At 59.9% G+C, this 18,345-nt stretch carries 20 protein-coding genes; 8 read left to right on the forward strand and 12 right to left on the reverse strand.

Annotated features, from left to right (window positions below; genetic code table 11):
- Position 1 precedes the first annotated feature (1 nt).
- From QZQ97_RS10655 to QZQ97_RS10685, 7 genes are all read right to left on the reverse strand, one after another.
- Positions 2 to 778, reverse strand: coding sequence for an ABC transporter permease (locus QZQ97_RS10655; RefSeq protein ID WP_311993412.1), 777 nt, complete (start codon positions 776 to 778; stop codon positions 2 to 4).
- Positions 775 to 1,710: an ABC transporter ATP-binding protein gene (locus tag QZQ97_RS10660; protein WP_311993413.1), complete on the reverse strand. Its 936-nt coding sequence runs from the start codon at positions 1,708 to 1,710 to the stop codon at positions 775 to 777. The genes QZQ97_RS10655 and QZQ97_RS10660 overlap by 4 nt, the downstream gene beginning before the upstream one ends.
- Positions 1,707 to 2,867: an ABC transporter permease gene (locus QZQ97_RS10665; protein ID WP_311993414.1), complete on the reverse strand. Its 1,161-nt coding sequence runs from the start codon at positions 2,865 to 2,867 to the stop codon at positions 1,707 to 1,709. The genes QZQ97_RS10660 and QZQ97_RS10665 overlap by 4 nt, the downstream gene beginning before the upstream one ends.
- A 73-nt stretch (positions 2,868 to 2,940) precedes the next feature.
- Entirely contained in the window at positions 2,941 to 3,873 is a 933-nt protein-coding gene (osmF, locus tag QZQ97_RS10670; RefSeq protein WP_013812085.1) for a glycine betaine ABC transporter substrate-binding protein OsmF, read from the reverse strand.
- 29 nt (positions 3,874 to 3,902) lie between these two features.
- The gene (locus QZQ97_RS10675; protein WP_311993415.1) at positions 3,903 to 4,970 is read right to left on the reverse strand and encodes a fatty acid desaturase; all 1,068 of its coding nucleotides are present in this window, start codon (positions 4,968 to 4,970) and stop codon (positions 3,903 to 3,905) included.
- Between the two features lie 88 nt (positions 4,971 to 5,058).
- Positions 5,059 to 5,535 (reverse strand): OsmC family protein, encoded by a 477-nt coding sequence (locus QZQ97_RS10680; protein ID WP_311993416.1) that lies wholly within the window; start codon positions 5,533 to 5,535, stop codon positions 5,059 to 5,061.
- A gap of 38 nt (positions 5,536 to 5,573) precedes the next feature.
- Complete coding sequence (locus QZQ97_RS10685) at positions 5,574 to 6,482, reverse strand: LysR substrate-binding domain-containing protein (RefSeq protein WP_311993417.1); 909 nt, start codon at positions 6,480 to 6,482, stop codon at positions 5,574 to 5,576.
- A 141-nt stretch (positions 6,483 to 6,623) separates the two neighbouring features.
- Between QZQ97_RS10685 and QZQ97_RS10690 the strand changes: the two genes are divergently transcribed.
- From QZQ97_RS10690 to QZQ97_RS10700, 3 genes are read left to right on the forward strand one after another with little or no spacing between them, the layout of a single operon-like run.
- Positions 6,624 to 7,268, forward strand: coding sequence for a hydrolase (locus QZQ97_RS10690; RefSeq protein ID WP_311993418.1), 645 nt, complete (start codon positions 6,624 to 6,626; stop codon positions 7,266 to 7,268).
- Between the two features lie 47 nt (positions 7,269 to 7,315).
- Complete coding sequence (locus QZQ97_RS10695) at positions 7,316 to 7,861, forward strand: antibiotic biosynthesis monooxygenase (RefSeq protein ID WP_311993419.1); 546 nt, start codon at positions 7,316 to 7,318, stop codon at positions 7,859 to 7,861.
- A 21-nt stretch (positions 7,862 to 7,882) separates the two neighbouring features.
- Entirely contained in the window at positions 7,883 to 9,754 is a 1,872-nt protein-coding gene (locus QZQ97_RS10700) for an amidohydrolase (protein ID WP_311993420.1), read from the forward strand.
- A gap of 104 nt (positions 9,755 to 9,858) precedes the next feature.
- Here QZQ97_RS10700 and QZQ97_RS10705 read toward each other — a convergent pair whose 3' ends face one another.
- The 3 genes from QZQ97_RS10705 to QZQ97_RS10715 all read right to left on the reverse strand — a co-directional run bounded on the left by QZQ97_RS10705 (position 9,859) and on the right by QZQ97_RS10715 (position 12,051).
- A complete protein-coding gene (locus tag QZQ97_RS10705) occupies positions 9,859 to 10,989 on the reverse strand; it encodes a Gfo/Idh/MocA family protein (protein ID WP_311993421.1) in 1,131 nt (376 codons plus the stop codon).
- Between the two features lie 237 nt (positions 10,990 to 11,226).
- Positions 11,227 to 11,850, reverse strand: a complete 624-nt coding sequence (locus QZQ97_RS10710; RefSeq protein ID WP_311993422.1) for a glutathione S-transferase family protein — start codon at positions 11,848 to 11,850, stop codon at positions 11,227 to 11,229.
- 12 nt (positions 11,851 to 11,862) lie between these two features.
- Positions 11,863 to 12,051, reverse strand: coding sequence for a DUF1127 domain-containing protein (locus tag QZQ97_RS10715; protein ID WP_311993423.1), 189 nt, complete (start codon positions 12,049 to 12,051; stop codon positions 11,863 to 11,865).
- Positions 12,052 to 12,227: 176 nt separating this feature from the next.
- Between QZQ97_RS10715 and QZQ97_RS10720 the strand changes: the two genes are divergently transcribed.
- From QZQ97_RS10720 to QZQ97_RS10735, 4 genes are all read left to right on the forward strand, one after another.
- Complete coding sequence (locus QZQ97_RS10720) at positions 12,228 to 13,682, forward strand: aminotransferase-like domain-containing protein (RefSeq protein ID WP_311993424.1); 1,455 nt, start codon at positions 12,228 to 12,230, stop codon at positions 13,680 to 13,682.
- Positions 13,683 to 13,764: 82 nt separating this feature from the next.
- Positions 13,765 to 14,787, forward strand: a complete 1,023-nt coding sequence (locus tag QZQ97_RS10725) for an AraC family transcriptional regulator (RefSeq protein WP_311993425.1) — start codon at positions 13,765 to 13,767, stop codon at positions 14,785 to 14,787.
- A complete protein-coding gene (locus tag QZQ97_RS10730) occupies positions 14,787 to 15,461 on the forward strand; it encodes an epimerase (protein ID WP_311993912.1) in 675 nt (224 codons plus the stop codon). Before QZQ97_RS10725 ends, QZQ97_RS10730 begins: the two co-directional genes overlap by 1 nt.
- Positions 15,462 to 15,533: 72 nt before the next feature.
- A complete protein-coding gene (locus tag QZQ97_RS10735; protein ID WP_311993426.1) occupies positions 15,534 to 16,034 on the forward strand; it encodes a DUF523 domain-containing protein in 501 nt (166 codons plus the stop codon).
- Here QZQ97_RS10735 and QZQ97_RS10740 read toward each other — a convergent pair.
- Entirely contained in the window at positions 16,031 to 16,447 is a 417-nt protein-coding gene (locus QZQ97_RS10740) for an NUDIX hydrolase (protein ID WP_311993427.1), read from the reverse strand. The genes QZQ97_RS10735 and QZQ97_RS10740 overlap by 4 nt on opposite strands.
- Positions 16,448 to 16,549: 102 nt before the next feature.
- Here QZQ97_RS10740 and sseA point away from each other — a divergent pair, with 102 nt between their 5' ends.
- On the forward strand, positions 16,550 to 17,395 hold the full coding sequence (gene sseA / locus QZQ97_RS10745; protein ID WP_311993428.1) for a 3-mercaptopyruvate sulfurtransferase: 846 nt from the start codon (positions 16,550 to 16,552) through the stop codon (positions 17,393 to 17,395).
- Here the strand turns inward: sseA and QZQ97_RS10750 are convergent.
- Complete coding sequence (locus QZQ97_RS10750; protein ID WP_311993913.1) at positions 17,392 to 18,261, reverse strand: LysR substrate-binding domain-containing protein; 870 nt, start codon at positions 18,259 to 18,261, stop codon at positions 17,392 to 17,394. The two genes, sseA and QZQ97_RS10750, sit on opposite strands and share 4 nt — an antisense overlap.
- Positions 18,262 to 18,345 lie beyond the last annotated feature (84 nt).

Genomic DNA, 18,345 nt, shown 5'->3' on the forward strand with positions numbered 1-18,345 from the left:
CTTACCCCGCAGAAGAATCCGCCAGCGTCTGCTGACGCCAGGCGGTGAGATAGCGCACCCAGCGCTCAAACAGCATATCGGTGATGATCGCCAGCAAAGCCACCACTGCCGCGCCCTGGATCACATAGGCAGTATTGAAACCGCTCAGGCCGATGATGATCGGCGAACCCAGCGTTTTGGTGCCCACGGTGGAGGCGATGGCCGCCGTGCCGATGTTAATGATGACCGACGTGCGGATGCCGGCGACAATCACCGGCGCCGCCAGCGGCAGCTCGACGCGCCACAGGATCTGCCTGGCGCTCATCCCCACTCCCTGCGCAATCTCGCGCGTGGCGCTGGGCACCGATTCAATCCCCGCCAGAGTCCCCTGCAAGATGGGCAGCAGGCCGTACAGCACCAGGGCTATAATCGCCGGCTGCTCGCTAAAGCCCATCACCGGTACGGCAATCGCCAGCACCGCCACCGGCGGGAAGGTCTGACCGACCGCCACCAGGGTTTCCACCAGCGAGCGGAACTCCTTGCCGGCCCGACGGGTCACGCCGATCCCGGCCGCCACGCCAATCACCACGGCGATCAGGCTGGAAACCGCCACCAGCAACAGGTGCGCCCACACCAGCGAGATAAAGCTGTCTTGCTGATAGACCGGCCGCTCCAGATCGGGGAACCAGGCGGCGAACAGCCCGTGCAAATGATTCATGCCAAATACCAGCGCCAGCAGCAAAGCAAAGGTCCAGGGCAGCGGATCGCGCAGCCAGCGCGTGGAACGCTGCGCACTCATGACAGCGCCTTTTGGCTAATCAGATCGTTGAAATGCAGCACGCCGAGCGCTTCGCCCTGTTCGCCCACCACCGGTAAACGTTCACTGCCGCGCGCCACAAACACCGACAGGGCTTCACGCAGGCTCATGGCGGCGGCGATCGGCTCGCCGTCGGCACTGCCGGGGCGCACGCGCTCGGCTACCGTTCCCAGCGACAGCAGCTTGATGCCGCGATCGCTGCGGCCGAAGAAATCGCGGACAAAATCGTTGGCCGGCGCGGTCAGCAATTCCAGCGGCGTGCCCTGCTGCACAATGCGCCCCTGATCGAGCAATACGATGCGGTCCGCCAGCGCCAGCGCTTCGTCGATGTCGTGCGTCACCAGCACGATGGTACGCCCGGAAAGATGATGAATGCGCGAGATCTCCGTTTGCAGCGCCGTGCGCGTCACCGGATCCAGCGCACCGAAAGGCTCGTCCATCAGCAGCACCTCGGGATCGGCGGCCAGCGCGCGCGCCACCCCAACCCGCTGCTGCTGCCCGCCGGAAAGCTGGTGCGGGTAGCGGCGGCGGAACAGATCCGGCTCCAGGTGCAGCAGCTCCAGCAGTTCGGTCACCCGATCACGGATGCGCGCTCGCGGCCATTTCAGCAGTTGCGGCACGGTGGCGATGTTCTCCTCCACCGTCCAGTGCGGAAACAGCCCGATCGACTGGATGGCATAGCCCATCCGGCGGCGCAGATCCTGCGGTTTGAATTTCTGGATCTCTTCGCCGGCAAAATAAATCTTGCCCCGATCATGTTCGATCAGCCGGTTGATCATTTTTAACGTCGTGGATTTACCGGAACCCGAGGTGCCGATCAATACGGCAAATTCGCCCTCGGCAATCTGCAGCGTAAGGTCGTCCACCGCCGGCTTGCCCTGAAAAATCTTGCTGACCTGAGTAAAGTGAATCATCGGCGTGATACTTCCAATAGTGAAACCATAAATTTAAACAGAGAATCGACGATTACCGCCATCACGATCACCGGGATCACCCCCAGCAGCACCAAATCCAGCGCGCTGCTGAGCAGGCCCTGGAAGACAATGGCACCAAAACCCCCGGCGCCGATCAGCGCCGCCACCACCGCCATACCAACGGTTTGCACCGCCAGAATGCGCACGCCGGTCAAAAACAGCGGTAACGCCAGCGGCAGTTGCACGCGGAAGAAAATCTGCCCACGCGTCAGCCCCATGCCGCTGGCAGACTCGATCACGCTGGCCGGCACGCTTTGCAGCCCGGCCACCACGCTGCGCACCAGCGGCAACAGGGCGTACAGCACCAGCGCAACGATCGCCGGCGCCATGCCGATGCCGCTGACGCCATGCTCCGCCAGCCACGGCACCGCCGTCGCCAACCCGGCCAAAGGTGCTATCAGCAGACCAAACAGCGCAATCGAGGGCACGGTCTGGATAATGTTCAGGGTAGAGAAGATCGGCGTTTGCCAACGGCGGGAACGGAAACACAGCACCCCGAGCGGCACGCCAATCAACAGTGCCGGCACCAGCGTCGCCAGCAGAATGGTCAGGTGCTGCAACAGCGCGGCGTCGAACACCTCCTGCCGGTTGTAGTACTCCTTCAGCAGTGAAAGTTGATCCAACTGATGCCCAAACAGCAACGCCACCGCAGGCAGCACCACCAGCAGATTGCCGATGATGCGCCACAGGTGCGAGGCGGCGAGGCGAGTCAGGGCGTCGGCGGCCATCAGCAGGCTCAACGCCAATATCAGCCAGCAGCCGCTTCCCCAGGAGGTGCGCGCCAGTCTGGATCCATCCTGAGCCAGTTGTTGTGCGGCATCGCCGCTCAGCCAGAAGGCCAGCGTCAGCAGCGCCGAAGCGGCCAGCGTGGTGAGCAACGCATTGCGCCGGTTCGGCGCCAGCAGGCTAAGCACCGCCAGCACCAGCATCGGTGCCAACAGCCACAACGCCGGGCCGTGCAGCAGGGAGATCAAGGAAATGGGCTTGCCCGACAGCAGGCGATTGGGGGCATAGCTGAGAAACGGCAGGCCAAATGCGGCCAGCAGCAACAGGATAAGCAATGTCAGTAAAACGCGGTTTTTTACGGCAATAATCAAAGAAACTCTCCGGCTCCATGTCTGGTGGGCCGTATCCCGCCCCTCTCCCAAAGGGAGAGGGGGAAGATCGGCATTATCCCTTAACAAATCCTTTCTCTTTCAGATAAGCGGCCGCAACCTGTTTGGCATCCTGGCCCTCTACCGCGATCTGCGCATTGAGTTTCTGCAGCGTCGGGCCATCCAGCGAGGCAAATACCGGCTTCAGCAATTCGGCGATATTGGCGTGCTGTTTCAGCGCCGCCTCGCGAATAATTGGCGCCGGCGCGTAAATCGGCTGCACGCCTTTTGGATCCTCGAGCGTTTGCAGCCCCAGCGCCGCCACCGGGCCGTCGGTGCCGTAGGCCATCGCCGCATTCACGCCGGAGGTTTGCTCCGCCGCCGCCTTGATGGTCACGGCAGTATCGCCGCCGGCCAGCGACAGCAGTTGATCCTGATTCAGTTTAAAGCCGTAAGCATTTTGGAACGCCGGCAGAGCGTCCGGACGCTCGATAAACTCCGCCGAGGCCGCCAGCTTGAATTTGCCGCCGCCGTTGATCCACTTGCCGAGGTCGGCCAGGGTTTTCAGGTGGTTGGCATCCGCCACGTCCTGACGGATGGCGATAGTCCAGGTATTGTTGGCCGGCGAGGCAGCCAGCCAGACGATTTTGTTCTTGTCATAATCGAGCTTCTTCACCTTCTCGAAACCGGCCTGGGCATTTTTCCAAGCCGGGTCTTTCTCATCGGAGAAGAAAAATGCGCCGTTGCCGGTGTATTCCGGATAAACGTCAATCTCGCCGGAGGTGATCGCCCCGCGCAGCACCTTGGTGGTGCCGAGTTGCAATTTGTTGGTGGTTTTGATGCCATTGGATTCCAGCACCTGCACAATGATGTTGCCGAGCAGCGAACCTTCGGTGTCGATTTTGGACCCGACGCGCACCGTATCGGCCGCCTGCGCCACGCCGACGCTCGCGGCAAGCAAGGTCAACGCCAGAGCAAAGAAACGTCCACGTGATGGGGTGATAGCCATACTTTTTCCTCTTGTTGTGTGTTTTCCGGCTATTTGGCCAGATCGATTGGAAAATCCTGAGAAGCGCGCTTCCATCGCGCAATCAATGTCTCTGCCGGCCAGACTTCATGTTCGCCCTGGTACGCCGTCGGCGTCTCGCCGCCGCTGAAAGGGTGAACCTCAACGGCAACCGGAGTAAAGGCGTAGTCGTTCACCCATTGGCCATAACCCTGCACCACAAATCCCTGGCTGCGCTGCCGGTACGCGCCGCGCTCCGCCAGATACACTTCCCGTAAACCGTACCACGGCAGGCCGGGCAGGTCATGGTGAACTAAATGATAGTTCAGATTGAGAAACAGCAGCCGCCACGGCCACGCCGCCTCATTAATAATAGAACGTGCCTGCGGAGCTTCAACGGCGCGATGCTCAAAAAACGACCTCACCTTGGTCAGCGCCAGCGCCGGGTAACTGATGGCCAACAGGTAGAACGCCGCGCCAATGCCCTGCTGTTGCAACCAGCCCAGCACCGCCGCCAACAGCAGCAGGTGCACCAGCCACATCGCCAGCGTGCGCAGTTCGCCGGCGGCGATAGCCTTCAGTGCATTGACCAACGTAGCGGCAATATCCAGCGCCGGGCCAAGCAGTACCCGCCCGACCAGCGTATTGCGCACTTTCGCCAACAGCGGGAACAACCGGGGGAAACGCTGCCATTGGGCTTGGCTGAAATAATAGCTTTCGGGATCTTCATGCGGATCGGTCAGGTGTTCGTTGCGGTGGTGCTGAATATGCGAATCGCGATACAGACCATAGGGATACCACACCGCCAGCGGCAACAGGCCAAACAGCTGATTGACTCGCGGCCAGCGCGTTGGGTGGCCGTGGATAAGTTCATGTTGCAGCGACATATACCAGGTGGTCAGCAGGATCAGCAGCGGGGTGCCAAGCCACGGCCCCAGCGTCTGCCAGTACTCCGCCACGCCAAACCAGCCGCCGTAAACCGCCGCCATAATGCCCCAGGTCGGCAGCTCCAGCCGCCAGTACCAGCGCCGGTTAAGCTGCCGGATCCAGCTGCGCTGGGCAGAATGCAGGTAGTGGCTGTGGCTTTGAGGTGAGGACATGCTGCGGCTCGCTGTAGGAAATTTTCCTCAGTATCTGCGAGCCGCATGGGCGCTCAAAATAACGAAAGCGGTAAAGCAAAGTTAAAAATCAGCTATTTGCATAGACGGCCTGCGGCTGACATTCGATAGGGAAATTAACCGAGTTGGCGATAAAGCACAGGTGGTGCGCTTTTTCATGCAGTTGCTGCGCCAGTTGCAGATCGTCGCCATCCCGAATCGTTACCCGCGGGCGCAGCGTAACCGAAGTAAAGAACCCGCCGCGCTGGGTATCTTCGCGCATGATGCCGATGGCGTTGTCCTGATAGGCCAGCACCGAAATCCCCGAGGTGGCGCACAGGTGCAGATACCAAAGTTTGTGGCAAGCGCTGACCGAGGCCACCAGCAGATCCTCCGGGTTCCAGCGGGCGGCGTCGCCGCGAAAGGCCGGGTCGGCGGAACCGGCAATATCCGCCTTGCCTGCGGCGCTGATGCGATGATCGCGGCCGTAAGATTTGTAATCCGGCGTACCGGCGCCCAAATTGCCTTCCCAGTTCACTTCCACGTCGTACCGATGTTCGCCTTTCATTACCCGATTTTCCTTTTATCATGCTTCAAAAATGCTAATCAGAGACCCGGGTAGACATCCCCCGCATCGGCATACTGCTGCAACCGTTCGCGCCACCATTTTGCCGCCAGGCCGGTGGCGCTTTCACGCCAGCCAAAATAGGCGATATCGCTGCAACGTTCCGCTTCGACGCTTTTCGCTACCAGTTCGCCGCTTTTAAGATAAGGTTCGGCCAAATAGCGTGGCAGATAGCCGCAGCCAAGACCGCGGAGCTGCGCCCGCAGTTTGGCGTCAAACCCAAAGACCGTCAGTTGATCTTGCTCCTCGAGGATATTCAGGTTCTGCGGTGCATTCACCCGCGAGGTATCCCGCACCACCACAGCACGGTGCTGCCGGATATCGGCCTTCAGCAAGGGCTCGGCCAACGCCGCCAGCGGATGTTGCGGGGCCACGGCAAACACGTAATCCAGCCGCCCCAATTGACTGAAAGCATAACCTACGCGCGACGGCGGCTCACAAATAGCGCCGATAATAATGTCCGCGCAACCATAAACCAGCGACTCCCAGGAGCCGGCCAGTACCTCATGGCTAAAGCTCAAACGGGTATGGTGATGGCGCTGATAAAACTCTTCGATCAGCGGCAACAGCCGTTCGAACGGGAAGGATGCGTCAATACCCAACGTGATCTCGTTCTCCCAACCGTTTTCCACATAGCGCGCCTGCTGTTCCAGATCCTGCGCCGCCCGCAGCAGCACCCGGCCCTTCTCCAACATCAGTTTGCCGGTATCGGTGAATTTCGCCCGGTGGCCGGAACGGTCAAGCAGGGTAATCTCGAGGTCGCTCTCCAGTTTTTGCACCATATAGCTCAGCGCCGATGGCGTTTTGAACAGTGCCGAAGCCGCAGCGGCGAAAGAACCATGCCGATCCAGCGCATCCAAAATCAGTAACGCTTCCAGGTTTAGTCTCACCGCATTCCCCCGTGTATAAAAAAACTCAACAAGATGGCAAAAATTCTGCGCTATCTTTGAAATCGGCCCCTGTCTACCCTGCGGTTTATCGGCGTTACATTCACCCGTTGTTAAACCGAAGTATCACTGGGAAGGTAAATCATGTCTAAATTTCAACTACTTGACAACGATAACTCTGCGCTAATATTCATTGACCATCAACCACAAATGGCTTTTGGCGTGGCCAATATTGATCGCCAGCAGCTGAAAAACAACGTGGTCGGTCTGGCCAAAGCCGGCAAGATTTTTAATGTCCCTACCCTTTTCACCTCTGTTGAAACCGAAAGCTTTAGCGGCTACATCTGGCCGGAATTACTGGCGGTTCACCCTGAAATCACCCCGATTGAACGTACTTCGATGAACTCCTGGGAGGACGCAGCCTTTGTGAAAGCCGTTGAAGCCACCGGCCGCAAAAAGCTGGTGATCTCCGCGCTGTGGACCGAAGTATGCCTGACTTTCCCGGCGCTGATGGCGCTCGAAGCCGGTTATGAAGTTTACGTGGTCACCGATACTTCCGGCGGTACCTCGGTTGACGCGCATGAGCGTTCTATCGACCGCATGGTGCAAGCCGGTGCTATCCCGGTAACCTGGCAGCAGGTATTGCTGGAGTATCAACGTGACTGGGCGCGCAAAGAGACTTATGACGCTGTGATGGAACTGGTACGCGAACACAGCGGTGCTTACGGCATGGGCGTCGACTACGCTTACACCATGGTGCATCACGCGCCAGCGCGCGTGGCGAAATAAACCTTAACCCCGGCCATGTCGCCGGGTTTTCTCTGGAGTCGGTTCCTATGGCCCACCCGCAGCATGTCACGTTAGTCATCACTCACCATTTGGCACCAGGGCAGGAACAGCCTTATGAGGCCTGGCTGAAACGCATTATGCCCGAGGCCGCCAATTTCGCCGGTCATCTCGGCGTTAACGTGATCCGCCCCATCGGCAATGAACAGGCCTACACCATACTGGTGCGCTTTGACAACCTCGACAATCTGTCCCAGTGGGTGAACTCACCGCTGCGCAAACGCTACATCGAGGAAGTTTCGCCGCTGCTGCTGGAGAGCGACAGCATTGAAATTCGGCCCGGTGCGGAATTCTGGTTTACACCGCCGAGCGCCACTACCCGCCAGCCTGCCAAATGGAAACAGTTTTTGATCACCCTGCTGGTGATTTTCCCCTCCACCAATCTGGTGCCCTGGTTCTGGGGCAAGCTGTTGCCACAACTGAACGGCACGCTGAGCGGCCACTTTCTCAATGACGCCACCGTAGTCGCTCTGGTGGTTTTCCTCTGGATGCCGATCGTGACACGCGTATTTCATCAATGGCTCACCCGCCGCTAGGCGGCCTGCCGGGAGAACGTTATGAGCAACCCTGCTTCCCTGATTATCACCAACGGTAAATTTCACACGGTCGATCGCGAGGCATCTACTGCCCAAGCGGTGGCTATCCGCGACGGTAAATTCCTCGCCGTCGGCAGTGAAAACGACGTTATGCAACACGCGGGGCCTGAAACACAGGTGATTGACCTGCACGGCCACACTGCCGTCCCCGGCCTCAACGACTCGCACCTGCACCTGATCCGCGGCGGCCTGAACTACAACCTGGAGCTGCGCTGGGAAGGTGTGCCGTCGCTGGCCGATGCGCTGCGCATGCTGAAGGAGCAGGCGCTGCGCACTCCCAGCCCACAGTGGGTTCGGGTGGTCGGCGGCTGGACCGAGTTCCAGTTTGCTGAACGCCGGATGCCGACGCTGGACGAAATCAATCAGGTGGCACCGGACACCCCGGTGTTTATCCTTCACCTGTACGACCGAGCCTTGCTCAACCGCGCGGCGCTAAAAGTGGTGGGCTACACCAAGGACACTCCAAACCCACCGGGTGGCGAAATTCAGCGTGACGGCAACGGCAACCCGACCGGTATGCTGATTGCCAAGCCTAACGCCATGATCCTGTACGCTACCCTGGCGAAAGGCCCCAAATTACCACTGGAACAGCAGATCAACTCGACTCGTCAATTTATGCGCGAGCTGAATCGCCTTGGCCTGACCAGCGCCATCGACGCCGGCGGCGGCTTCCAGAACTATCCTGATGATTATCAGGTGATCTCCGAGCTGCATGAGAAGAAGCAACTGACCCTGCGTATCGCCTACAACCTGTTCACCCAGCGACCGAAGCAGGAGTTGGAGGACTTCCAACTGTGGACCGACATGCTGAAACCGGGCCAGGGCACCGACTTTTACCGCCATAACGGCGCTGGCGAGATGCTGGTGTTTTCCGCCGCCGACTTCGAGGATTTCCTGCAGCCACGTCCGGACCTGCCGGAAGGCACGGAAGACGAGTTGGAGCGCGTGGTGCGCCATCTGGTCGAGCACCGCTGGCCGTTCCGCCTGCACGCCACCTACGACGAATCCATCAGCCGCATGCTGAACGTCTTCGAAAAAGTGAACCGCGAGATCCCGTTTAACGGCCTGCACTGGATCTTCGACCATGCGGAAACCATCTCCGAGCGCAATATCGCGCGGGTAAAAGCGTTGGGCGGGGGCATTGCCGTGCAGCACCGCATGGCTTTCCAGGGGGAATACTTTGCCGAACGTTACGGCAAGGAAGCCACCCAACAGACACCGCCAGTGGCAAAAATGTTGGCGGCCGAGCTGCCGGTCGGGTTGGGTACCGACGCCACCCGCGTGGCCAGTTACAATCCGTGGACCGCACTCTACTGGCTGGTTTCCGGCCGTACCGTCGGCGGTATGGCGATGTACGATGACCAGGCGCGGTTGGATCGCGAAACGGCGTTGATGTTGTGGACGCAGGGCAGCGCCTGGTTCTCAACTGAACAGGGTAAAAAAGGTCAGATTAAGGTCGGGCAACTAGCGGATTTGGCCGTGCTGTCGCAAGACTATTTCAGCGTACCCGAGGAGCAGATCAAGGGGATTGAATCGGTGATGACCCTGGTAGACGGCAAGGTGGTTTACGCCGCCGGGAGCTTCTCATCGCTGGCGCCACCGGCAATACCGGTACTGCCGGACTGGTCGCCGGTCACTCAGGTGCCGGGGCATTATCGTTCTGCAGCGCCTTCGGCCGCGACCCGGGTCGGGGTGCTGAACCAGGCGCACCAGTGCTGCGGACCCTGTGGGGTGCATGCGCATCAGCATGATGTCGCCCGCAGATCCAGTATTCCGATCTCGGACGATAACGCCTTCTGGGGTGCCTTCGGCTGTTCTTGCTTTGCTTTTTAGTTGCTATGCTAGTAGCCTACTAACTTATTAAGTTACTAGCCAGTTAACTTATTACCCCCCTAAACTCTGACGTTGTTAACTGATGAACGTCAGAGTTTATTTCGTCAGTCGCGGTTAATCTCCAGCCAGCGACGCTGCTCGGCGGAAGCGGCTATCGCATCCAGCACGCAGGACACTTTCCAGCCCTCTTCGAAATCCGGCCACATGCGGTCGCCAGCGGCAATGCCGTTGACCAGATCGCGGATCTCCACCGTTTTCTGATCGTTAAAACCGATACCGTGCCCGGCGCTGATGCAAAACGCCGCGTAGTCCGGGTGCTTCGGCCCCACCAGCAGCGTTTTGAAGCCCTGCCGCTCAACCGGTTCGTCATGCCGATACAGCTTCAGTTCCGCCATCCGCTCCTGGGTATAGCTGAGCGTACCTTTGGTGCCGGTCACTACGTAAGTCAGCCCCATCTTGCGCCCGCAGGCAATGCGCGAGGTTTCGATAGTGCCCATGGCACCGCCGGCAAAACGCACCAGCGCACTGGCCTGATCCTCGTTTTCCACTTCGTGCATTACCGTCGGGTCTTTGGCATCCGGCCGCTGTTTGATAATGGTCTGCATGTCGCCGGAGACCGCCACGATATCGCCCACCAGATAATGCGCCATGTTAACGATATGCGCCGCCAGATCCCCCAGCGTGCCCAATCCGGCACTGGCCTTGCGGCAATGCCAGTCTATCGGGGTGCGCGGATCGGCGAGATAATCCTCATTGTGGGTGCCGTAGAAATGCACCACCTCGCCAATCTCGCCGTTGGCGATAATTTCGCGCGCCAGCTGGCTGGTCGGGTTCTTCATGTAGTTGAAGCCCACCAGCGTTTTAACCCCTTTGGCGCGGGCGGCCTGCACCATTTCGGCGGCATCGTTGGCATCCAGCGCCAGCGGTTTTTCGGAATAAACATGCTTACCGTGGCGGATCGCCTCCAGCGCCATCTCCTTGTGCAGGAAGTTTGGCGCGCAGATATCCACCACATCAATAGCCGGATCCGCCACCAACTGCCGCCAGTCGCCGGTAGAGCGTGAGAAACCAAATTCGGCGGCGCGCTGTTGCGCCAACTCCGGGGTCACTTCCGCCAGCATTTCCAGCACCAGTTCGCCTTTCAGTGGAAATACCGTGGCCGCCTGCGCATAAGCAATAGCGTGACAACGCCCAATGTAGCCGGTGCCGATTAACCCAACGCGTACCTGTTTCATCACCTTCTCCCCTGCCGATATCCATAGTATGACCGGCGCGCCGTTTAATGAAACGCGCCATCTGATACAGATTTATATGGAATATAAATTTCAATAACAAGCCAGGGAGAAAATAAAACTCATATCCGTGATGCCGTTCATGAAACCCTGCCGACCATGATGCAACGGCGCAGCGATCACGTTACGCTGCACCCGGCGGTGAAGAACGCACGAATAAAATGGATATTTTATTTCATATCACGGCAAACCGTTCGCGCCATACAGCAAGAACCCCGGCCGCTGTTTAAGCCGCTGCAGATACGCATTCAGACTCGGGTAATCCGGGCGCGAGAACGGCGTCATCAACCAGCGATTCAACGACAGCCCAATCACCACATCCGCCAGGCTAAAAGCCGCGCCAGCCATATAAGCCTGGCCCTGCGCCAGATGCTGCTCCAGTATGCCCATCAGCCGGTTCCACTCCCTTTCGGCGTCCGCCAACCGGGCCTGATCCTGATAAGCGGCATCCTGACGCACCCGCGACATGAACACATAGCGCCAGGCATTGTTCAGATCGGTAGCCTGCCAGTCCATCCACATCTCAACCCCGGCCCGCGCCCCCGGCTCCAGCGGCAGCAGGTCGTCGCGCCCTTCACGGCCCACAAGGTAGCGGCAAATCGTATTGGATTCCCACAGTACCCGCTCACCGTCGATCAATACCGGTACCAGTCCGTTGGGGTTAAGCGCCAAAAACGCCGCTTCCTGGGTGGAGCGAAAACCGCTGCCCCAATCCTCCCGCTGCAATGCCACATCCAGTTCATGGCAGGTCCACAGCACCTTGCGCACGTTAATCGATGACGCCTTACCCAATAACTTCAGCATGCCGTTTCCTTATTATTCCAGCCAAAAAGGTTTACGCCCTTCCCGCCGCGCATCGGCGCGCGTCAGACCGACATCCGCCAACTGCGCGTCGTCCAGCAGCAACAGTGATTTACGCGTGCGGTAGCGTTGCAGGTACAAACGCCAACGGAAAAAGAGTAACCGGCTCCGCGCCGGCGCGCCATCTGCAAACAGGGTCATCATTACGTTCTCCTTCGGTTTAGCCTCGACGTTCATGATGCGGCGCGGGGGTAAAACGGTACAGATTCAAGACGGTGGTATTTTTTCCATACAAAAGCTGTCTCTGCGTATCTGAATGGTCTAATTTAATCCCATCTGTGCCGGTTATTTTCCCATTCACTCTCATTTTGGGTATCTGTATGACACGCTACGCCACGCTGGCCGCCATCCTCAGCCAACGCATCGAACAGGGGCTTTATCCGGCCGGTGAACGCCTGCCGTCGGTACGTACGCTGAGCCAGGAACACGGCGTCAGCATCAGTACGGTGCAACAGGCTTATCGCCTGCTGGAAGAGAGCCAATTGGTGGAAGCGCGGCCGAAATCGGGCTACTACGTGCGGGGGCTGCGCACATTGGCCGAGCTGCCCGCCGTCACACGCCCGGTACAACGACCGGTGGACATTTCGCAGTGGGAGCAGGTGCTGGATCTGATCCGCAACAAGCCGCGTGAAGATCTGATACAGCTGGGGCGTGGCATGCCGGATATCAGTGAACCGACACTAAAACCGCTGATAAAGGCGCTGGGACATATGGGCCGCCACGGCGATCTGCGCAGCCTGTATTACGACAATATTCAGGGCGTGATGGGATTGCGTGAGCAAATTGCCCGCTTGCTGCTGGATTCCGGTTGCCAGATAAGCGCCGACCAGTTGGTGATCACCACCGGTTGCCATGAAGCGCTGTCCGCCGGGCTGCGCGCCGTGTGCCAACCGGGGGACATTGTGGCGGTGGACTCCCCCTGTTTTCACGGCACGATGCAAACGCTGAAAGGGCTGGGCATGAAAGCGCTGGAGGTCCCTACCGATCCTCTGACCGGCATCAGCCTGGAAGCGCTGGAAATGGCGCTGGACCAATGGCCCATCAAGGCGATTCTGCTGACGCCCAACTGCAACAACCCGCTGGGCTACATCATGCCCGAGGCGCGCAAGCAGCGTTTGCTGACGCTGGCGCAGCGCCATGATGTGGCGATCATCGAAGATGACGTCTACGGCGATATCGCCTACCAGTATCCGCGGCCGCGCACCATCAAGTCCTTCGACGACGATGGCCGCGTGCTGCTGTGCAGTTCCTTTTCCAAAACGCTGGCACCCGGCCTGCGCATCGGCTGGATTGCCCCCGGCCGTTATCTGGAGCGCGTGCTGCACATGAAATATATCGGCACCGGCTCCACCGCCACCCAACCGCAGTTGGCGATTGCCGACTTTATCCGCCACGGCCACTACCTGCAGCATCTGCGGCGCATGCGTACCCGCTACCAACAAAACCGCGATCGGATGACCGGTTGGATCATGAAATACTTCCCACCCGGCACCCGCGTCAGCCAGCCGCGCGGCGGTTTTATGCTGTGGATTGAGCTGGACGACGAATTTGATACTCTGCGGCTGAACCGCTATCTGGAACAACAAGGTGTGCAGATCGCCGTCGGCAGCATTTTTTCCGCTTCCGGCAAATACCGTAACTGCCTGCGCATCAACTACGCGCCGAAACTGACGCCAGAGATTGAACAGGCGGTTCGCCGGGTCGGCGAGACCATCCAAAGGCTAATGTTGGCGCCGGTAACCGGCATCGAAAGCGCCCTCGCGCAGCGGGGGTAAAGCTTGTCGCAATCGGATTATCCGCGCATGCTCTAACCTTTTACACTGGAGCCTTTCTTCACAGGCAGCCAAAGGAATCATCATGAGCAGCGATCAAATTCCGGTTTCCAGCGCGCTGGCAGTTCGCTTCGCGGCGTTGGGGGTGGATATTGAACAGGTTAGCCAACTGGCCGGCCTTCCCAGCGGGTTGCTCAGCGACGGACGCGAAAAGGCCAGGCTTTCCACCCACCAGTATTTTGAAGTCTGGCGCGCGCTAGCCAGGCTGACCAATGATGCCGCATTCGGTTTGCGCCTCGGCGGCGACGTAGCGCCGGAGCACTACGATATCGCCTCGGTCGCGGCGCTGCATTCCGCCACCTTGGGGGAAGCCTTGCAAAAGGTGGCCCGCTATAAGCGGCTGGTATGCCCGGAGGAGCTGATGCTGATGGAAGACGGCAATGGCGTGCGGCTGCATACCCGCTGGCTGATGGCCGAAGGCCACGCTCCCGACCTGCTGATTGATACCATGTTCGCCTACATCACCGCCCTGTGCCGTCGTGGCACCGGCATGGCGATCCAACCCCAGGCGATCGAGCTGACGCGCCGCCAGGATCCCGCTTCCCCGCTGTTGCGCTATTTTTCCTGCCCGATCCATTTCAACGCGCCGCTGGACGTGCTGGTGTTCGACCGCGCACTGATGAAACAGCCGTTTATTACCTATAACCAGGACAGTCTGGCCGTGTTGCTGCCCGGGCTGGAAGCCGAGCTGGCCAGGGCGCGGCAGGATGACAGCCTGCCCGCCCAGGTGATGGCAATCCTCGCTCGCAGCATGCGCGGGCAGCGGCCCAGCGTAAACAGCGTGGCCGCCGAATTGTACGTCAGCCCGCGCACCCTGCAACGTCGGCTGCAACAGCAGGGCTACAGCTATCAGCAATTGCTGGATAAAACCCGCCATCGCACCGCCTGCCATCTGTTGTCGGACACCGATCTGGAGCCGGGTGAAATTGCCTTCGTGCTGGGTTTTGAAGAATTGAATTCGTTCAGCCGCGCTTTTATGCAGTGGGAATCGCAAACGCCGAACCGCTGGCGCAGCCGGCGCGTGGCCCCCCGTCAGGAGAACAGATGATGAAAGTGATAATCTTCGGTGCCAGCGGTATGGTCGGCCAGGGGGCGTTGCGCGAGTGCCTGCTCGACCCGCAGGTCACAGAAGTGCTCAGCGTCGGCCGCAGCCCGCTGGCGCAAAGCCACGCCAAACTCAGGCAGTTGACGACGCCCGCGCTCGACGATCTGTCGGCGCTGGAGCCGCAGTTCGCCGGCTATGACGCCTGCTTGTTTTGCCTTGGCATCTCGTCCTTCGGCATGAGCGAAGCCGACTATCGCGCGGTGACCTACGATCTGACGCTGGCCGCCGCTCGTCCACTGGCGCGGTTGAATCCGGCCATGACTTTTATTTACGTTTCCGGCGCCGGTACCGACAGCAGCGAACAGGGCCGCAGCATGTGGGCCAGAGTCAAGGGGGCGACCGAAAACGCCCTGCTGGCGCTGCCGTTCCGTGCGGTGATGTTCCGCCCCGGCGCTATCCTGCCATTACACGGCATCCGTTCCAAAACCCGTGCTTATCATTTGCTGTATACGCTGTTTAAACCCCTGTGGCTGGGTGCCTTGCGGCTGTTCCCCAATCAGGTCACCACGACCGAAAGGGTCGGGCTGGCGATGCTGGCGGTTGCGCGACGTGCGACGCCGCTGCAAATCATCGAACCGGCAGAAATTAACCGGTTGGCGCTGCCATCGTCGACATGACTCTGCTATGTTAAAGCCGCGCGTGCGGGCTGTTGGCCCGCGCTTTCGCCCCCGTGACAGAAGACAGCTATCATGCCGCAAAAGATTTTATTCAGCGCCTGCCTGGCCGGTTTTAAAGTTCGCTATAACGGCTCCGACAAACCGCTGGTCAACGCGACCCTGCAACGTTGGCAGCGCGAAGGCCGCCTGGTGGTTTGCTGCCCGGAGTTGGCCGCCGGTTTTTCCACCCCGCGCCCCAGCGCAGAAATTACCCCGGCCGCCAATGGCGCCACCGTGCTCGCCCAGCAGGCGCGGGTGATGGAGGCCGGCGGCAACGACGTCACCGACAGCTATCTGCTCGGCGCCCATCTGGCGCTGGAAACCGCACGGCGGCACGGCTGCCGTTTTGCGCTGCTCACCGACGGCAGCCCATCATGCGGCAGCCAGTTTATCTACGACGGCTCTTTCAGCGGCCAGACCAAACCCGGCAGCGGCGTTACCGCCGAGTTGCTGCGCCGGCATGGCATCGAAGTGTTTTCCGATCGCCAGCTCGCGGCGCTGATCGCCCGGGTTGAGGCGACGGAACGGACCTAGCGACGCAGATACGCCGTCAGCCGCTGCTGCAGGTGCGAAATGCCCTGTGGATGGGTGATAAAGCGGTCGACGGTCATCATCTGCCAGCATTGCCCCTCATCGCCAAAGCGAATGGCGGCAATTTGCGCCGGCACGATTTCGCCCACCATAAACCAGGTGGGCGGATAGCCGGCCAGAATGCCGTCATAGCGCTGTTGCCAGTTCACCTGCCGAGCGGCAATGCGCAGGCCAAATTCCTCGAAGGTTTCCCGTTGCACGCATTGCAGCGGCGTTTCATCGCCTTCACGCCCGCCGCCGGGCAGATCCCAGCAGCCCGGCCAGGGGATACCGATTTTGTCGTCACGCCGATAGGTCAGCAAGCTGTCGCCGCACAGCAGCGCGATTTTGGCGCCGCCGAAGCTGTCGTTGTCCATTACGCCTCATGATTCTCCGCCCGTTTGCCAATCATCTTACCTCATCCTCCTGCCCGCTGGTGTATAGTGAAAATCCGTTTTCACAACAGGCGAACAATAGCGATGAATTCTCCGTTTCTGGTTACTCCACAATGGCTTGCGCAGCATATCAACGATGAAGATCTGGTGGTGGTCGATGTCAGGATGTCCCCGGTCGGCCTGGTGCCGAAAAAGGATATGCTCGCCGAGTTTGAACGCGGCCATATACCGGGCGCGCTGTACTTTGATATCGACGACGTAGCCGACAAAAACACCGCCCTGCCGCACATGTTGCCGACGGCGGCGGAATTCAGCGCGGCAGCGGGCAAGCTGGGCATCAACGATAAGCAAACCATCGTGTTTTATGACGAGGGTAATCAGTTTTCCGCCCCGCGCGGCTGGTGGACCTTCCGCAACTTTGGCGCGCAGCGGGTTTACGTACTGGACGAAGGCCTGAACGGTTGGACTGCGTTGGGTCAGGCACTGGAAACCGGCCCGGCACAGCCTGAACCGCAAACCTTTAACGCCCGCTTCAACGCCGATGCGGTAGTGAATATGCAACAGGTGGAGCAGGCGCTAAACACGCAGGTACAGATTTTGGACGCCCGCGCCGCGCCGCGTTTTTACGCCGAAGCGCCAGAGCCGCGCCCAGGGCTGCATCGCGGCCATATCCCCGGCAGCATCAATATCCCTTACGGCGAGCTGCTGGAAAACGGCCGCTTCAAATCGCTGGAAGCGCTGAAGAAGACCTTCAGCGATAAAGGGGTGGACATCAACGGGCCGATCGTCACCAGTTGCGGCTCCGGCGTCACCGCCGCGGTGTTGGCGTTTGGCCTGCTGTCGCTCGATGCACCGCAGGTGAAGCTGTATGACGGCGCCTGGACCGAATGGGGTGCGCTGAGCGGCAATCAACCGATCGAACAGGACTAGCCGTCGATCCGTTCGGCCACGATCTGCGCCAGCCGTCCAATAGCCGCAGAGGGGTTTTCTTCGGCGCGGTGCAACACCACACCGATGTGGCTGAGCGCCGGCAAGGCATCGGGTGCCAGGCGGAGTAATCCCGAAGGCAACCCGGCATCGGTGCGTACCGTGACCCCCAGCCCGGCGCTGACCGCCGCCCACACACCGTTCAGGCTGCGGCTGGTGAAGGCGATGCGCCACGCAATACCGGCGCGATCCAGCGCGTTGGTCGCCGCACTGCGCATCAGGCAGGGGGCGTCGAACATCACCAGCGGCAAGGGCTCATCACCGCCCTGCCACTGGTTCAGATCGAAGTTCGGCGAGGCGATCCAATGCATCATCCGGCGGCCCAAGTCCTGCTGAAACGGCGTGCTGATGCCGCCGTCCCACGCCAGCGACAAATCCAGCTGCCCTTTCAGCACCCAGTCGATCAGCTCCGCGTTGCGGGCGATGCGCGCCTCTATGCGCACCTTCGGATGGGCACGGGTAAAACTGCCCAGCACCTGGGGCAAAAAGGTTTCACCGAAATCTTCCTGCAGCCCAAGCCGCACGGTTCCTTGTAAATCCAGCCCGCGCACCGCAGCGGCAGCCTCGTCGTTCAGTTCCAGCAGCCGGCGAGCGTAGCCCAACAGCGTTTCACCGGCCTCGGTCATCACCATTCCGCGCCCGGATTTTCGCAAGATCGGCGCACCGATCTGCTGCTCCAGTTTTTTCAGGTGCGCGCTAACCGCCGAGGTCGATCGCCCCAACCGTTCCGCCGCCCTGGCGAAGCTGCCCAACTCAATGCCGGTAACGTAACTGCGCAGATCGTCGAGATCGAAGGTGACTCGCCCCATGCTGACCATCCCGTTTTTATGAACCATTAATCAAAATAATGCCGATTTTACTGATAAAGATGGCGTGTCATGCTCGCCGGGTCA

Origin of the sequence: Serratia sp. root2 (assembly GCF_031931805.1) — a bacterium.
Lineage (GTDB): Bacteria > Pseudomonadota > Gammaproteobacteria > Enterobacterales > Enterobacteriaceae > Serratia > Serratia inhibens.